16 protein-coding genes and 1 tRNA gene are annotated in these 16,714 nt (G+C 32.4%); 14 read left to right on the forward strand and 3 right to left on the reverse strand.

What is annotated here, in order from left to right:
- Window positions 1–44 precede the first annotated feature (44 nt).
- The 3 genes from XYLOR_RS00395 to rsfS are packed head-to-tail and all read right to left on the reverse strand — an operon-like array spanning window position 45 to window position 3,403.
- On the reverse strand, window positions 45–893 hold the full coding sequence (locus XYLOR_RS00395) for a phosphatidate cytidylyltransferase (RefSeq protein WP_036875974.1): 849 nt from the start codon (window positions 891–893) through the stop codon (window positions 45–47).
- Between the two features lie 47 nt (window positions 894–940).
- Window positions 941–3,031 carry an ATP-dependent zinc metalloprotease FtsH gene (ftsH, locus tag XYLOR_RS00400; RefSeq protein ID WP_036875977.1) on the reverse strand — a complete coding sequence of 697 codons (2,091 nt, stop codon included), beginning with the start codon at window positions 3,029–3,031 and terminating at the stop codon, window positions 941–943.
- A gap of 12 nt (window positions 3,032–3,043) precedes the next feature.
- Window positions 3,044–3,403, reverse strand: coding sequence for a ribosome silencing factor (rsfS, locus tag XYLOR_RS00405; RefSeq protein WP_036875980.1), 360 nt, complete (start codon window positions 3,401–3,403; stop codon window positions 3,044–3,046).
- A gap of 171 nt (window positions 3,404–3,574) precedes the next feature.
- Here rsfS and XYLOR_RS00410 point away from each other — a divergent pair.
- From XYLOR_RS00410 to XYLOR_RS00475, 14 genes are all read left to right on the forward strand, one after another.
- Window positions 3,575–3,645, forward strand: a tRNA-Gln gene (locus XYLOR_RS00410).
- Between the two features lie 433 nt (window positions 3,646–4,078).
- Window positions 4,079–4,582: a hypothetical protein gene (locus XYLOR_RS00415; protein WP_154655634.1), complete on the forward strand. Its 504-nt coding sequence runs from the start codon at window positions 4,079–4,081 to the stop codon at window positions 4,580–4,582.
- Window positions 4,579–5,196 carry a hypothetical protein gene (locus tag XYLOR_RS00420; RefSeq protein WP_036875985.1) on the forward strand — a complete coding sequence of 206 codons (618 nt, stop codon included), beginning with the start codon at window positions 4,579–4,581 and terminating at the stop codon, window positions 5,194–5,196. Before XYLOR_RS00415 ends, XYLOR_RS00420 begins: the two co-directional genes overlap by 4 nt.
- 8 nt (window positions 5,197–5,204) lie before the next feature.
- Entirely contained in the window at window positions 5,205–5,894 is a 690-nt protein-coding gene (locus tag XYLOR_RS00425; protein ID WP_154655635.1) for a hypothetical protein, read from the forward strand.
- A gap of 9 nt (window positions 5,895–5,903) precedes the next feature.
- Window positions 5,904–6,086, forward strand: a complete 183-nt coding sequence (locus XYLOR_RS00430) for a hypothetical protein (RefSeq protein ID WP_036875989.1) — start codon at window positions 5,904–5,906, stop codon at window positions 6,084–6,086.
- A 63-nt stretch (window positions 6,087–6,149) separates the two neighbouring features.
- Window positions 6,150–6,647: a peroxiredoxin family protein gene (locus tag XYLOR_RS00435; RefSeq protein WP_036875992.1), complete on the forward strand. Its 498-nt coding sequence runs from the start codon at window positions 6,150–6,152 to the stop codon at window positions 6,645–6,647.
- 8 nt (window positions 6,648–6,655) lie between these two features.
- Window positions 6,656–8,836, forward strand: a complete 2,181-nt coding sequence (locus XYLOR_RS00440; RefSeq protein WP_036875995.1) for a peptidase domain-containing ABC transporter — start codon at window positions 6,656–6,658, stop codon at window positions 8,834–8,836.
- 43 nt (window positions 8,837–8,879) lie between these two features.
- Entirely contained in the window at window positions 8,880–9,389 is a 510-nt protein-coding gene (locus XYLOR_RS00445) for an RNA polymerase sigma-70 factor (protein ID WP_036875998.1), read from the forward strand.
- Window positions 9,390–9,432: 43 nt separating this feature from the next.
- Window positions 9,433–10,254: a FecR family protein gene (locus tag XYLOR_RS00450; protein WP_169730539.1), complete on the forward strand. Its 822-nt coding sequence runs from the start codon at window positions 9,433–9,435 to the stop codon at window positions 10,252–10,254.
- A 92-nt stretch (window positions 10,255–10,346) separates the two neighbouring features.
- Window positions 10,347–12,896, forward strand: coding sequence for a TonB-dependent receptor (locus XYLOR_RS00455; protein ID WP_154655636.1), 2,550 nt, complete (start codon window positions 10,347–10,349; stop codon window positions 12,894–12,896).
- 4 nt (window positions 12,897–12,900) lie between these two features.
- Window positions 12,901–13,821 carry a DUF4249 domain-containing protein gene (locus XYLOR_RS00460; RefSeq protein WP_036876005.1) on the forward strand — a complete coding sequence of 307 codons (921 nt, stop codon included), beginning with the start codon at window positions 12,901–12,903 and terminating at the stop codon, window positions 13,819–13,821.
- Window positions 13,822–13,897: 76 nt separating this feature from the next.
- On the forward strand, window positions 13,898–14,581 hold the full coding sequence (locus XYLOR_RS00465; protein WP_036876007.1) for a porin family protein: 684 nt from the start codon (window positions 13,898–13,900) through the stop codon (window positions 14,579–14,581).
- Between the two features lie 592 nt (window positions 14,582–15,173).
- Window positions 15,174–15,596 carry a hypothetical protein gene (locus XYLOR_RS00470; protein ID WP_036876010.1) on the forward strand — a complete coding sequence of 141 codons (423 nt, stop codon included), beginning with the start codon at window positions 15,174–15,176 and terminating at the stop codon, window positions 15,594–15,596.
- Window positions 15,596–16,513: an IS3 family transposase gene (locus XYLOR_RS00475; RefSeq protein WP_036876012.1), complete on the forward strand. Its 918-nt coding sequence runs from the start codon at window positions 15,596–15,598 to the stop codon at window positions 16,511–16,513. The genes XYLOR_RS00470 and XYLOR_RS00475 overlap by 1 nt, the downstream gene beginning before the upstream one ends.
- Window positions 16,514–16,714: the final 201 nt, after the last annotated feature.

Consider the following 16,714-nt stretch of genomic DNA (forward strand, 5'->3'; position numbering starts at 1 on the left):
ACAAAGAACAGGGAGCATTTTTATTGTATTTTATATCGTTTTTTTTATATCAAAGTAAGTGTATATAGATATATCACAGCTGCCGGTATAGCAATAAGTGAAGAGTCAAATCTGTCAAGCATTCCTCCATGACCCGGCAGGATAGAGCCACTATCCTTTATTTCCAATGTCCTTTTAAAAAGTGATTCAACAAGGTCTCCCCAAGTTCCGAATACTACTATTACAAGTCCAAGTCCCATCCATTCAGGTATAGATAATCTTAAGTCATTTACGCCATACATATCAGTGAAGTATCCTATTATTGCACCAACTATCAATACAAGTATTGCTCCTCCTATGCTACCTTCCCAAGATTTTCCGGGAGATATTCTAGGAAATAGTTTATGTTTGCCAAGTAGAGATCCGCTACAATATGCTCCAGTGTCGTTACACCATAAAAAAACAAAAACACTTAGTGGAATGAGATATGTGTAAACAGAACCTTCCGGAGTACTGCGGAAAGCTAGAACATTTATTAGCGATAACGGTAAAGCTACATACATCTGACTAAGCATTGTATATGCCCAATCATTTATTGGGTTTGCATTCTTAGTATATAATTCACTTATCAATAGATAAATTATTGATAATAAATATGGAATGAATACTGTTGATGGTGTTAATCCACTACAATATCCACTTATTGAGAAGAAAAAATATACCCCAGCAACAGTACAGATAAACCGATTAGTCTGTACGCCTTCCTGAGTATTTACTAGTCCGCAGAATTCCCATACCGTCAAGCCGGTAATCAATGCAAAAAGTAATGTCATTGCATATGCGTTTAGGAAGCTTACTACAATTATTGCAACGAATAATATTCCCGTAATTGTTCTGACAATTAAGTTTTTCATATTCTTATAGTTGTTTAATGGGCAGACGTAAGTCTGCCCATTTTGTTTTAGTTGTCTTCTTTTGAAGAATTATCTTCCTTTTTATCAATCTGCTGTTCAGCAGTTTGCTCTGTTTGTTGTTCACCTACTTCATCTTTTTTCTCTTCGATGTTGTCAGTGTCTTTGTTTTCAAGTGACTTCTGAGTCTTCTGCTCTTCTAGTTTCTTGATAGTAGCTTTGTTTTCTTCGTCCATAATTTCTTCTGACCGACTAATCCAAGGCCGCTTTCCAAATATTTTTTCAACATCTTCTGCAAAAATAACCTCTCTCTCAATAAGCAATTGAGCCAGTTGATTATGTCCGTCTTTATGTTCAGTAAGGATCTGTTTGGCGCGTTTGTATTCCTCATTTATCATTTTAAGCACCTCATCATCCATTATTTTAGCAGTTGTCTCAGAATATGGACGCTGGAAATTATACTCATTATTATTATAATAGCATATGTTAGGTAATTTATCTCCCATTCCGGCATATGCGATCATTCCATAGGCACTCTTTGTAACTCTTTCCAGATCATTCATTGCTCCTGTCGAGATATGTCCTGTAAACAGCTCCTCTGCCGCACGACCTCCAAGTGTTGCGCACATTTCGTCCAACATTTCCTCTTTTGTAGTAATCTGTCTTTCTTCAGGCATATACCATGCTGCTCCAAGTGCTCTTCCACGAGGTACGATAGATACCTTAACTAGAGGATTCGCGTGCTCAAGGAACCATGATATTGTAGCATGACCGGCTTCATGAAGGGCTATAGATTTCTTTTCCGCAGCAGTCATAATCTTTGTTTTCTTCTCGAGACCACCAATTATTCTGTCTACAGCATCGAGAAAGTCTTGCTTTCCAACAGTTTCCCTATCATGTCTTGCTGCAATAAGAGCAGCCTCATTACATACATTAGCAATGTCTGCTCCTGAGAATCCAGGTGTCTGTCTTGCCAACATATCTACATCAACAGTCTCATTTATTTTAACCGGTCTAAGATGGACCATAAATATAGCCTTACGCTCATTCAAATCAGGCAGATCTACATGAATCTGTCTGTCGAAACGACCGGCACGAAGCAATGCACTGTCTAGCATGTCTGCGCGGTTTGTAGCAGCAAGTATTATTACACCACTATTTGTTCCGAAGCCATCCATTTCTGTAAGGAGGGCATTCAGTGTGTTCTCACGCTCGTCATTACCACCCATAGAAGGGTTCTTGCTGCGAGCACGTCCAATAGCGTCGATCTCGTCAATAAATATTATACATGGCGCTTTTTCTTTAGCTTGACGAAACAAATCACGTACACGACTGGCACCTACACCAACGAACATCTCTACGAAGTCAGATCCGCTCATTGAGAAAAATGGTACACTGGCTTCTCCGGCTACAGCTTTTGCAAGTAATGTCTTTCCTGTTCCAGGAGGGCCAATAAGAAGAGCTCCCTTTGGAATCTTACCTCCCAAAACGGTATATTTATTAGGGTTCTTTAGAAATTCTACAATCTCTTGAACCTCTTGCTTTGCACCAACTTGCCCGGCAACATCCTTAAATGTAATATTCAGTTCTATGCCCTTTTCATACATTTTTGCCTTGCTTTTACCTACGTTGAAAATGCCCCCTGTACCAGAGCCACCTCCATTACCCATACGTCGTGCAAGGAATAACCAAATTATAACAATTATCAGAATAGGGGATAGCTGTATAAGAATATTTATGAGCTCATTACTTTTAGCATTGTTATAGCTAAAGTCACCATTAAACTTTCCTGCTTTTTGGGCATAATTCATGAAAGGCTCCAATTGGTCTACTGATCCGAATTCTACTGTAACATATGGATGTTTGCCTACAGAGTTTGAGCCTTGACCGAAAACGTCACGTACATTTTCAGCCTTTACATACATCTTTAATGTACTTTCATCTTTATTGGCAACAACTTTATCAGCCCATCCTTTCATTACATATACCTTGAAGTTGTGATATGATGCTTCTGTGCTGGCACTATTGTCAGAACTATTGTTTGTGAAAAACAAAAAAGCAAGTACAACAAGTATTAATAAATATATCCAGCTCATATTGAACCGTGGCATATTCATCTTAGGATTATTTTTTGTTTCCATATTATTACTGTATTAGTCTAAATTAGGAATCTTTGTAAGTTTCGCATCAGCCCATAGGTGTTCAAGATCATAGAATTCTCTTGTATCAGGCAAAAATACGTGAACTAGTACATCACTATAGTCCATAGCTACCCATTGTGAACTTCCAAGTCCTACAACATGTGTTGGTTTCTCACCTGAATTTATGCGTACATAATCACCAACAGATTCTGTTATAGCTTCAACCTGTGAGCTTGAATTGCCCTGACAGATAACTAGATAACGGCATATAGTATCCTCAATTTGAGTTAGATCAGCAATAACAATATTGCAACCTTTCTTTTCCTGTATACCTTTTGTTATGGTTTTAACTAAATTTTTTGTATCGTCCATTCATTTAAATTATATATTGCTACAAAGGTACATTGAATAATCGGAAAAACACTAAAATGGTGAGTTATTTTGATTTTTTTTAGAAAAAAAGTGTGATTAACGTTTGCCATTTCGGAAAAAAGCATTACCTTTGCATCGCAATTCTAAAAATGAGGCATTGCAAATGCATTTTGGGATATGGTGTAATGGTAACACAGCAGATTCTGGTCCTGTCGTTCCTGGTTCGAGTCCGGGTATCCCAACAAAAAAGAGCTAAATTGTTTATTAACAATCTAGCTTTTTTTATTTCCCAACATGCTCAGCATTTGCGAGCTAGAACTTCTTTATAAAATTGTACATGTAGAGTCTATACAATTTGTTCAGTTCTTAAAATAAAGACTTTTGAGGAAAATGTGACTAATTTTAATATATTTTTACTATCTTTGCCACACAATGCTATTTATATTTATAATTAGTTTGTTCTTTATAAATAAGGTATGAATAATTTTGGATCTTATAGCATGGATTAAAACAGATAATAAACATATACTTTTGTGTATTAAAAACCTATAAAGAAATGAGTGATGTGATATACATGAAAACAAAAAATGAAATTATTTTTCAAAAAAGTGTTTTCTTCTATAGGGGTTTTTATTAATATCTAAGTCATATAGATAGAAATATATTAAATTAAAGATGAAATACATTTTTAAGCTATTCTGCCTTTCTATGGCAACCACAGTTCTTGTGGCATGTAACAAGGATGAAGATCATTACTATATTAAACAAATTAGTAAAATGTCTGTCTATATTAGTTTGCAGGACTCAAGAGGAAATCTTGTAAATGACAGCGCGACTATATCAAAACTTGTTGGTTTTAAGAACAAAATAAACGATATGAGAGGAGCAACACAAGAGCGTCCATTCGACTATGAGGATATATTGCATATCAATGGTACATGGTATTATACTATTGTGCCTTCAGAAAGATATAATGTTCAATTTCCAAGTAGTGCTATGTACATAGCAACTGATACTCTTACCTTTGGTAAAACAAAATATGAACTTCAACAGATGGTGGATTTCAATGTTTCAACTCCGGATAGTGATAAAGTCGTTTGGCTTAAAATAGACAAGCAAAAAGTCAACAGTATGTTCCCTGATGAGTTTGGATTTTATTTTAGATTGACTTACAAATGAAGAAGATTTTCATATTGATTGGCTTTGAACTTGTTATTGCATCCAATTGTATAGCTCAAAATGAAATGCATATAGGCTTGAGAAAAATTGAAAAAGAGGTCGTGGATAATAAAAAGTTAGACTTGAAATATGAAGAATGGCTTCAAAATAAGCAGATTAAAGATCCTGTTTATATGAATGGCGAAGACTATCTTTGGAATCAATGTTTTAACAATTGGCAATTTCATCAAACTGATTTTTCTCTAAAAATGCGTGACTCCACAAATCTCGTAAATTGTGATCCTTATAAAAATATAGGCCATTATATAAGTAGAAATCTAATTTTAACAGGCAATTACCGGAAACTATTGATGAACAAAAATGCATTCATATTTGATGCTAAATTGAATTTTAAGGTAAGTGATTGGTTTTCATTAGGTATTGGTGGGTCGTATTCTTCTAAAAAAAGAAGTCTATTGGCGTATGATTATGATAATAGCAATTATTATGCTTATCTTAGGTTTAAAATCAATAATTTTTGGTATATAGAGCCCCAATTCAAAAGATACTTAAACGTTGCTACATCTAAGTGGCAAAATTCATTTGGATTATCTTCTATATGGTATTTAAAATAGTTAATTTTATGAGTATGAACATTTGGAATACTAAGATATATAAAATATTTGAGAGACTTTTCAGATTAGATTTGATTCCTCTATTCTGTATAAATGTTATAATTTATATAGTTGCATTGTACGTTGAATTAAATTACTTATATTCTAATTCTTATTATTATAAAATTTTAGTTGGAAAATTAAGTTCCCCCCAAAAAATATTACAGGAAATTGCTGCTCAAAAAGGAATGGACATATATAATTATCTTTGGATTCCAGTCCACGTTTTATTGACCTGTTTGCTTATAGGAATATGCATTTTCTTAGGCTTCAACATAATAAACTTAAGATTACAACTTAAGGATAGTTTTAGGTTGGTAATGGCCTGCTCCTTTGTCTTTCCGGTCAATTATTTGGTTTCAGTCATATTAAAAATTGTTAATATCGTTTCTTACAATGAGTACAATATTGATGATGAGTATGCATATCAGTCTGTCGTGTCTATATTTAACGCATCTAATATTCCTATTTGGGAATATTCAATATTACGGCAAATAAATATTACGGAAATTATATTTATATTGTTTCTATCAGTGGCTTTAAGCCAAAGAATGCAAATCAAATTTTCAAAATCTGTTATTGATACAACCATTATTTATACTATTGGTTTAACTATATACGGAATAGTGTCTGTCTTTGCAGGCTATATATTAACTTAATTTGTTTTTATGAAAAAAATTTCAGATGAAAAACTTTCAAAATTTTCTGGTGGAAAGTTTTGGGGTAAAAAGACCCAATGTGAAAAACGGTCTGAAAATCAATGTTGGTGTAGAACTGTATATTATCAGTTCTGGACAAAATCGTATTCTCCTTGGCAACCTGCAGAAGCTTGGTATTGCAAGGACTTGTAATTAAGAGAGAGAGATGGACAATCATACGTCTATCTCTCTTTAACGTATTAAATTTTAAAATATATGAGGAAAGTTTACGTGGGGATATTTCTTTCTATTTTGACTTTTACTATTTCTCTTGTGATCTATGTTTTAGTTCACAGGCAACATGATCTTTATTCATCAGTTAATGAAAAATGTTTGAATTCAAAAATAAAAGATATTAATGCCAGAGAATTAAAGAAATATATTAAATATAGTAAGAAAACGCTACTGTTTTTTGGAAACTCAGATTGTGATTATTGCCAGAATGAAATTTCATATATAGAAAATCACGCATACAAATTTGAAAATCGATATAATTTGATATTTGTTTCATTTGAAACTACAGATGTATTAAAAGAGTTCGCAAGTAAAAATAAACTAAATGATTTTTTTATTGTATCTGATGAAAAATGTGAGTTAATGGATAAATACAAAGTTAAAGGATTTCCGACTCTCTTTTTGTTTTCTACAAAGGGGAAAATTATTATGTCACATAATGGTGCTGCTATAAATACATTGAAAATGTTTATTCGTTGACTGGTGTTATGAAAAATAATTCTAATTTTAAAAAATTATATGCTCCGCAAGAAACAGAAAATTCTTGTGGAATAGCTTGCCTGTGTTCTATTGCAAAGTTTTATAATATCGATTTTGAATCGACTGATTTGATAAATTTGAGAGGTGGCAATTTCCATGGGAATGATCTATCAGAATTGAAAAAAATAGCTAAATATATTGGTCTAAATGCTGAGGGATATATTGGTAGTATAGAAGATATTGAAAAAAATAATAATCCAGCGGTTTTACATGTCGTTAATTCGGATGGGTATACCCATTTCATAGTACTATATGGATTTAAGCATAATCGTTTCTTGGTTATAGACCCTGCTTTAGGTCCAATGTGCTATACCAAAGAAAAGTTAAATAGTATTTGGAAATCTAAGGCTTTACTTTTATTTGAATCAAATAAGAAGAGTAGCTCGAAAAATGCAAAGCATAGAGAAAATTATATAAAAAAGTATTTGATCCCATTAGTTAATTCTGATTCTAGATTATTGATGATAACATTTATTTTAAGTATCTTTACCTCTTTACTTGGAGTCGTGTCAGCAGTATTTCTTCAGACTCTTGTAGATATAATCTTACCACAAAAAAATATTAAGATTTTATTGTCTTATTTGATTTGTTATATGGCTATTATTATTATATCACAAATCGCGTCTTATATAAATACTAACTTTATAATCACTCAAAATCTATTTTTTAATATTAGAATAATAAAGAGTTTGTTACATAAAATATTCCAGTTGCCGATTTCCTTTTTCATAGCTGTAAAAACGGGTGACATCATCTCAAGACTAGGTTATGCGGAAAGAATTCAAAGTTCTATAATACAGTTAGTAAATACTATAGTGATTGAACTCTTAATGATGTCTTTTTCCATGTTTGTCCTCTTCTGGTATGATTGGAGCATAGCTTTTGTTACGCTCCTCAGTATACCATTATTAGTATTTTTGACGTATAGATATTGTGCAAAAATAGCTGAACAAAATGGAACGTTAATGAGAGAATATGCTACACTGGATACATATTCTATAGATATATTTTCTGGTATTATGAACATTCGTTCTTTTCAAAAGGAAACAATATTTTTTAAAAGGTTGCTTTGCCTTTATAAGAATGTTCAGATAACAAGTAAAATACTTAAACATACCAATGCCAACTATGAATTGTTTGTAGGACTTATTAGTAATTTCTTTTCATTTATTGCAATATTGCTTGGCGCTTATTATGTAATAATAGGCCGAATTCATTTGGGAGCACTGTTTGCAATAGTTACTATCGTTACAATGATAATACAGTCTTCAATAAAGATAGTTGCCTATGCTGTTGATGTTCAAGAGGCAAAAATTGCATTTAAAAGAATTGTCTTTATTTTAGATTGTAGAACAGAAAAAGAACTTTTAATAAAAAATAAAGATTATACAGATGTAAATAATGTTGGGGAAAATAAAATCGAAATAAGAAATCTTTCCTATAATTATTTTAATCAACCAATACTGTTGAAAAATATTAATTTGACAGCAGATACTGGTCAGATTGTCTCAATTTTTGGTGCTATCGGTACAGGGAAGACCACAATTATAAATTTAATACAAAGATTTTATACAGGATATTCAGGCGAAATCTTATATAATTCTCATAACATTGAAAATTATCCTATATCTCAGTGGCGATCAATAATAGGATACGTTCCTCAACAAACCAAAATTTTTATGGGTTCTGTAAATGATAATATTACATTATTTGATAATAATAATTTTGATGGGGTTCGTAAACTTTTTAAGAAACTGAAAGTTGATAAATTTATAGATATTGATTCAGCATTAGGTTCTATGTTAGATGAGAATGGTGACAATTTATCTGGTGGGCAAAAACAAGTAATAGGAATTGCAAGGGCTTTATATAAACAGCCTAAAATACTTTTATTGGATGAACCTACAGCTTCTTTAGATAAAGAAAGTGAAATGATAATTATGAATATATTAAAAGAAATAAGGAAGGATTTAATTATTATAATGATAACACACAAGCCAGAAATCGCAAAACTTTCAGATATTATTTATGTAATTGAAAATAATTCATTTTCTTGTTGCGGAAATCATTGTGATTTAATAAAGGAATCTAACACGTACAGTAGGGCATATAGGATGATGATATCATAGCCTGTTTATATAGATATAAAGTTTTATTAATCCTAAGTAAAATATGTATAATTTCAATGACTTATTTAATTCGTACTATCGTTCTTTGTGTATATATGCAATTCATCTCATTAATGATGATGATTCTGTTGAAGATATTGTTATGGAGTGTTATATAAAATTGTGGAATAGATTAAATAATGGGGAACATATTGATGATGTTAAAAACTATCTTTTCATTGCGGTCAGAAATGCTTGCTATGATTTAAATAGAAAGAATTGTTCGTCTAATGACTTTATCCAGATAGAGCAAGTTAAGGATGTGATTCAGCTAAATTGTGACGATGACAGGTCATATAGAGAGGCCCGTCTTTGGAAGGCTATTGACTCATTACCCAAAAAATGTAGAGAGATTTTCTTAATGAGTAAGCGCGATGAACTTACTTATGTAGAAATAGCAAATGAATTAAATCTATCTGTTAAAACAGTGGAGGCTCAAATAGGTAAGGCATATAAAATTCTGAGAGGTAAGGCAATGGAAATCTATTTTTTAAGTTTATCCTTGTTTTTGTAAGGGTATTTCATCTAATATGAGTCTATATAATAAAAATATGCATATGAAAGATATTGAAGAAGAGTATTTGACGTTTGTAGTTAGACATTACAAAGCACACAAATACGATCCTAATAAGGCTTTTAAAAAGTTTAAAAAAATAACAGGATCAAATAATAATATAAAACACAAGACTTTGCGTATTATATCAGTCGCAGCTTCTATAGCTATAATTATAGGAGTCCTTATTGTTTATAATTATTATGAAAAGACTAAAAACCTGATTGTAGTTGCTTCTGCAGGACAGTGTAAGACTGTTAAGCTTGAAGACGGTAGTAAAATAATTTTATCTCCATATTCTAGTTTTACATATAATATTGTTGAGATGGAAAAAGGAGATCGTACCGTAAAACTTGTAGGCAAGGCTTTTTTTTCAATCCATCATGATGAAAAGCATCCATTTTCTGTAGATGGTAAAGTTGGAAAAGTTAAGATTCTGGGTACTGTTTTTCAGGTAGATGAACAGAATAAAAATACTTCTACTGTCTATGTAGTAAGTGGAAAAGTATACTTTTCCGGACTAAATAGTAATAAGGGTGTATTGTTGACGAAAGGAATGAAGGCAACGCTGACAGGAAACAAAGGAAAACCTTTAATTGTCTCTTCTGGAAATATTAACCAGACAGCCTGGGCTACAGGAGTGTTTAAGTTTAACAATACGCCCATCAATGAGGCTTTGGGAGATATATCAGAATATTACCATGTGAATATCATTGCCAGTGATACGACAAAATGCATTTCTGGTGAATTTGAAGCAACAAATATGAATGATGTTGTGGATTTGTTGGAAAGTACACTAGGCATAAAAATCCAAATAAATAAATAGCGAATGGCAATATGAGATACCTATTAATATTATTTATTTCTATATTTGTGAGTCAATCTGGATTTGCTCAGCAGATTACGGTTAAACAGGAAATGGAACAAATACAAAAAGAAAAGAAAGTCTATTTTATCTATGATGCTAGAACTAATTTGAATCAGGTCTATGTAGGGAGGCCTTTGACTGGACTCTCTTTGGACAAAGTATTGAAACAGCTATTTAAAGATTGTAACATTAAATGGAAACGAAAAGGCAACAATATAATATTGGAGCAACAAGTTAAATCTCATATAAAGTCGAAACCACAAAAGGCATCAAAAACAGAGTTACTACATAAGTATACTTTGAGCGGATATGTTCATGATGAAAGTGGTGAATCTTTGGTTAATGCCACAATTAGAGATAAGACTACCGGAAATGGAACTATGACTAATGAACAAGGCTATTTCAGCATTTCTCTTCCTAAAGGAGTTCATTCTCTGGATGTAGCTTATCTTGGATTTGAGGAAGAGAACAAAATATTAGACCTGAATAAAGACTATGTCGTGAAATTTATACTTCATGAAAATACAACCTTAGGTGAGGTCATGGTTCAAGGGGATTTGAATTCACCTTTGCTGACAACTCAAACCGGTAAGCGTTCTTTTACTTCTAAAGATATTAACACAGAGTTCTCCTTATTGAGTTCCCCTGATGTCGTCAAAACGTTGCAGAGAATATCAGGTGTGTCATCAGGAATAGAATTGGCTTCCGGACTGTATGTCCATGGTGGTGGCAGTGATGAGAATCTTTTCCTTCTGGATGGAACATCTCTTTATCAGATTAATCATTCTTTGGGATTATTTTCTTCTTTCAATACAGACCTAATAAAAAATGTTGACTTCTATAAGAGTGGCTTTCCTGCAAGATATAGTGGTAGACTTTCATCTATTACAGATGTCCGTACAAGAGATGGTGATTTGCAGCAATATCATGGAAGCTATTCAATAGGTATGCTAGATGGAAAATTTAATTTGGAAGGACCGTTGGTAAAAGATAAAACTTCATTTATTATTGGTTTAAGGAGAAGTTGGATAGACTTTTTTCTGAAACCAACATTCTACATAATTAATCATGGAGACAATGATGGCGATAAAACATCTTTTGGTTATATGTTTTATGACTTGAATGCTAAAATTACTCATTATTTTTCTGATCGTAATAAAATTTCTATTGGTTTATATTCTGGTCTGGATCATTATAATATTAACGACAAAAGCGTTTGGAATCCATATGTAGAAGATACAAAAAATAATTTTAGATGGGGAAATTTGAACGTAGCATTAAACTGGAGCTTTTCAATAAAGAATAAATTATTTGGTAATTTTACAGGCTGTTTTACTCATAATCATAGCATGCAGGATTATTCTGAAGATGATACACAGAAATTGAAAGAGGGAATAGTAAGAAGAACAAGTCTTGATACACAAAATAACAGTTCACACATCTATGATTACGGAATAAAAGCTGATTTTGACTATCGACCCAGTGTATTTCATAAAATTAATTTCGGAGGGAGCTATTATTGTCACATATTTAAGCCTCAGACTAAACAACAGGCGTTCTATTTTGGTGATTCGAGTGAAGAAGTAGATACTACTAAGGTTGAATCTACTAATTTTAACCGTGCCAATGAATTTTCATTTTACGTTGAGGATGAAATGAATGTATTAAAAAACTTGAGTATGGATATAGGATTGAATTATTCTTTTTTTGCTGTAAAAGATAAGGCATATCAACATCTTGATCCGAGATTTGCATTGAAATATCAGCTAGGTAACAATTGTTCTGCGAAATTGTCGTATACATTCATGTCGCAGTATGTGCATCGTATAGCCAGCACATATTTGGAAATGCCTACAGATTACTGGGTCCTTACAACATCGTCTATTTTGCCTGCTACTTCAACGCAAATTGCTGCAGGTCTATATGTTCGGCCAAATAATACTTTAACGCTTTCCTTGGAAAGTTTTTACAAATACACGAGTCATCTTATTCAATATCGTGACTGGATGGGCTTACAGCCGCCAGCATCAAGATGGGACAAAGATGTAATTGATGGATGTGGACGTTCGTACGGTATAGAACTGGATGCAGATTATAGAACTCAAAGAACAACTTTGCAGGCTTCCTATACATTGTCTTGGACATTGCATAAATACAATGATTTTGATGCTGGCTGGTTTAGAGATAAATTTGATAATCGGCATAAACTTGATATCGTATGGAGATATAAATTGAGTAGTAATACGGCCATATACGCTTCGTGGACATATCATTCTGGTAATAGAATGACACTTCCTTCTAAATATATAACATTACCTACTTTACCAAATGAGTCAATAGGACTTACAAGCCAATATTTTTTAGGTAATCCCAATAATGTTGGATTGCCAGCCTATCATAGATTGGATATTGGAGCAAATTTTACTCATAAAACTAAACGAGGCAATGATAGAATTTGGAATATTAGTATTTATAATCTTTATTGTCATCTCAATACAATGTATTCTAAGATACATCAGAATGAAGATGGAAGTTTCAGTATTAAATGTAGGGGATATATTCCAATTATCCCTTCTGTAAGTTACACATTAAAATTTTAAAATTATGAGAAAACTCAGTTGTATAATGATTCTGGTTGTCTTACTTGTATCATGCCATGATAATATGGATCTCAGCCAATTGCAAGAAAAGGATCAGTTGGTAGTATACTGCTTTCCTACATCTACCGATACAACAGAAATACATGTATCAACTTCTATTCCTGTTAATGGTGCAAGAATTTATTTAGACAGTGTTAATGCATCCTTTGAAATAAATGGGAAACGTAAAACTGCATATTTTCAAAAAAAGATTGAGAACAATAATTTATATGAACTAGTCTATTATGTAGTAGGAAAGCTTAATATAGGGGATAAAGTCTCTGTCAAAGTTATGGAAGATAGATTTTCAGAGACTACTGCCACAACTTTCATTCCTAATATTCCGGATGTTCAAAGTGTGTTCATGGATAGTGTTTACAATTCTGGCAACTTTTATAATCAGATAAGACTTAAACTCAAAAGTTCTCAAAATAAGGATTACTTTGCTATTAGAGTAATCGGTCGGGAAGAAAGTTATAACGGTGATGTTGACTCTACTTATATTTATCTGCGAACCCAAGAAATAGAGACCAGTAACGAGCCAATACTTAACAACTATTCAATGGGTGAGACTTCTTTTAATACCGATAATGACTTTTATCATAATCTATATATATTCGATAACTCTACTTTTGGCCATGATTCTACTTATACTCTTCATCTTAATGTTAAGAGTAAAGCGTATATTAATAGCTATAAAGTTCAATTATATCGTATAACACCTGAATTATATCATTTTATCAAGAGTGTTAATGATATAGGTAATAACGAAATGGGTGATTATGGTATGTCTTTTGTGCAGCCAAGCTATACAAATATTATAAATGGTCTTGGAGTAGTTGGTGGATATGCTTTAAAAGAAACAGGATGGTTATCAAGAAAATAGAGCGTATTACTAATTTCCTATAAAAGAATAGGGGTATTTTCTGTAAAGAAAGTCATTATAATAAAAAGAATCTATTATGAAGAAAGATTTAATAATGATTATCATATCTGTTTTGCTTTCTTTGCAGTCTAAAGCTCAGAATTTGAGTTACGGAGTTCATGCAGGAGTGGATGTACACAGTTATAATTCTGTTGATCAGGTAAAGGTATATGATCAGAAAACTAATTTGGGTTTTGTTGCAGGTAGTGATTTAAAGTATACGTTGCATAATAATATAATATTTGCTTCAGGTTTTGATATAACACTTAATGCTGGAGAGTTCTCATCTTTCAGTAATTATTATAGAGAACAAAAAGGTGTTTATACTGAATTTCCTCAAATTAAAACAAAGGAATTGTGTGTTGAAGTTCCAATTGCGATAGGTTATAATCTTCGATTATCTGATAAGTTCTTATTCATTCCGTCAATTGGTATTTATAGCAGATATGCTTTTACTTCTATTAAAGATAGAGTAATTACAAATATTGGTGATGGTAAAACTGTTTCTGATGAATGGAAATGTTTAGATGGATATGTATTTGGCATTCATAGAATAGAAGGATTTAAACACTTTGATACAGGCTTCAAAATAAAAGCCGAACTAATATTTGCAATTCATTATTCATTATCAGCTACTTACCAGAGGGGTTTTATAGAGCAAAATAAGCAATTTGGAATTAAGGATCAGAATATGAGAATTTGTTTAGGTTATTATTTCTAATGCTTTTGTGGTATTCTGTTTTTTAATGTAGAATATTTTGTATCTTTTATTTATTATAGTCCTTAATATTCGACTGGATAAACAAAATATGAATGTTTGAAATATTTTCACGCGATATGTGTTTCTTTATATAAATGGAAAGTTCTGAGAAACAAAACTACCGTTACTAATATAAAAAACATGTAGGTGTGAATGTCTTATTATTATGATATTTTTTAAAATGTTTTTAAACCTCAACCTCACTAATACGTAATAAGTACTTATAAATAAGTAAGTTATACGAGTGAGGTTTGCTGATCAAACCTCACTAAACCTCACTCTAATAAAAATATCTTTTAAATAGTAAACTTTTCTGTTTTTAAAGCATTGATTTTAGTATACAAATCAAGTTGTTTTGTTGTGCAAATTAACTTGTTTTGCTAAATAAAACAAGTTGATTTCATGGCTGAAACATTACATTTTAGGAGGTATACCAATTAGATGGAAAGGTACTAATTCAGTAGCATGTGTAACTAATATAAAAAGAATACCTTTTTGTGAAAAAAGATAGTGTCTTACTCCAAAATAGGTTGACTCCCAAAGACATAAAAAGATGGAAGTATTAAAAGAAAAAGGTTTACAATTCAAGAACAAACGTGGTCCCCATGGAACACCGGAGTGTATCCGTATAGCAACCGTTATCGATGTCCTAAGCGGCATGAGTCGTAATGATGTGGCAAAAAAATATTGTGTTGATCCTACCAATATATCAAGATGGAAGGTTATCTTTGCATCAAGAAAAGAAGTAAAGGAGGAGTTAGCCATGAGAAAGATAACCTCAAAGAAATCTCATTCGTCAATGAGCATGCATCCTGAAGACCAAGTTCTTGAACTTGCCTCAATCAAGAAAGAGTTACTTGATAAGGAAATCCAAATCAGGGACATTCAGGAGCGTCTTGATATAGCCAATACAATGATAGATGTGGCCGAAAAGCTGTTCCACATCGAGATTAAAAAAAAACTTGGTTCGAAGTAGTGAAGAGTCTTTTCGAAGATAAAGAAAACACTTATACAGTAGTTTCTCTCTGCAAGATTATAGGATATACAAAACAGGCATACTATAAACATGAGAATTCAATATCAGAAGATGCTATGCGCCATGAAATAATTATTCAGGCGATATATTCTATAAGAGAAAAGATGCCGGATTTGAGCTGTGACAAGGTTCATAGAATACTATTAAAACGTCTTCCTTCGGATCTGACAATAGGCAGGAAGGCAACATACGATCTGATGCGAATACACGGTCTTATCCGACACAAGCGCTGCTATCGTACACAAACGACCTTGACCGTTTATAGGTTGGAATATCACGATTTGATAAAGGACCTATTCATAGACCATCCTAATCAAGTATGGGTTGCTGATATAACATATATCCGACTAGAGTCCGGTGACTTTATTTATCTTGGGCTTATAACAGATCGATATTCCCGTAAGATAATTGGATGGAATTTGTCAGAAAGCCTTGCACAGGAAGGTGCGATGTCTGCATTGAAGATGGCTTTGGCAATGTTACCTGCAGGTGTGATGCCGATACATCATTCAGACCGGGGCTGTCAGTATTATAGCAAAACATATACGGATCTACTCAAATCTGTTGGTATGCAAATTAGCATGTATACGGATGGTGACCCAAGAAATAACGCCGTTGCCGAGAGAATTAATGGAACAATCAAAAATGAAATGCTCTGTGATAAAGTAATCTATGGATTGGATGATGGATTTATAAAAGTTTGTAGGGCTATTCATATATATAATGATGAACGTCCTCATTTAAGCCTTGATTATCATACACCAGAAGAAGCTTATCATATGAGTGGAAATATAAGAAGACGATGGAATACTAATTATAAAAAGAAGGAGGTACTACTTGAAATAACAGAAAAGTAATTTTGAATGTTCAAAGATATATAATATCTTTGCAACGACTACTCCATGTCTAGTACTCAAACAAGTTACGAAGTCAACCTGGAGTGATAATTTTTAAAAAGTAATTATTTAAGACAACTTATATTGTCAATTAACAATTAAACAGTCAACCACCTTTGGAAAAAGACAATAGTGAGGTTTAGTGAGGTTTGATCAGCAAAC

It is taken from the genome of Xylanibacter oryzae DSM 17970 (assembly GCF_000585355.1).
In the GTDB taxonomy this organism is placed as follows: domain Bacteria; phylum Bacteroidota; class Bacteroidia; order Bacteroidales; family Bacteroidaceae; genus Prevotella; species Prevotella oryzae.

Bases quoted from the DNA above. Each gene is read 5' to 3' on its own strand.
- XYLOR_RS00395 (WP_036875974.1), bottom strand. From the start codon at position 893: ATGAAAAACTTAATTGTCAGAACAATTACGGGAATATTATTCGTTGCA.
- ftsH (WP_036875977.1), bottom strand. From the start codon at position 3,031: ATGGAAACAAAAAATAATCCTAAGATGAATATGCCACGGTTCAATATG.
- rsfS (WP_036875980.1), bottom strand. From the start codon at position 3,403: ATGGACGATACAAAAAATTTAGTTAAAACCATAACAAAAGGTATACAG.
- XYLOR_RS00415 (WP_154655634.1), top strand. From the start codon at position 4,079: ATGAAATACATTTTTAAGCTATTCTGCCTTTCTATGGCAACCACAGTT.
- XYLOR_RS00420 (WP_036875985.1), top strand. From the start codon at position 4,579: ATGAAGAAGATTTTCATATTGATTGGCTTTGAACTTGTTATTGCATCC.
- XYLOR_RS00425 (WP_154655635.1), top strand. From the start codon at position 5,205: ATGAGTATGAACATTTGGAATACTAAGATATATAAAATATTTGAGAGA.
- XYLOR_RS00430 (WP_036875989.1), top strand. From the start codon at position 5,904: ATGAAAAAAATTTCAGATGAAAAACTTTCAAAATTTTCTGGTGGAAAG.
- XYLOR_RS00435 (WP_036875992.1), top strand. From the start codon at position 6,150: ATGAGGAAAGTTTACGTGGGGATATTTCTTTCTATTTTGACTTTTACT.
- XYLOR_RS00440 (WP_036875995.1), top strand. From the start codon at position 6,656: ATGAAAAATAATTCTAATTTTAAAAAATTATATGCTCCGCAAGAAACA.
- XYLOR_RS00445 (WP_036875998.1), top strand. From the start codon at position 8,880: ATGTATAATTTCAATGACTTATTTAATTCGTACTATCGTTCTTTGTGT.
- XYLOR_RS00450 (WP_169730539.1), top strand. From the start codon at position 9,433: ATGAAAGATATTGAAGAAGAGTATTTGACGTTTGTAGTTAGACATTAC.
- XYLOR_RS00455 (WP_154655636.1), top strand. From the start codon at position 10,347: ATGGAACAAATACAAAAAGAAAAGAAAGTCTATTTTATCTATGATGCT.
- XYLOR_RS00460 (WP_036876005.1), top strand. From the start codon at position 12,901: ATGAGAAAACTCAGTTGTATAATGATTCTGGTTGTCTTACTTGTATCA.
- XYLOR_RS00465 (WP_036876007.1), top strand. From the start codon at position 13,898: ATGAAGAAAGATTTAATAATGATTATCATATCTGTTTTGCTTTCTTTG.
- XYLOR_RS00470 (WP_036876010.1), top strand. From the start codon at position 15,174: ATGGAAGTATTAAAAGAAAAAGGTTTACAATTCAAGAACAAACGTGGT.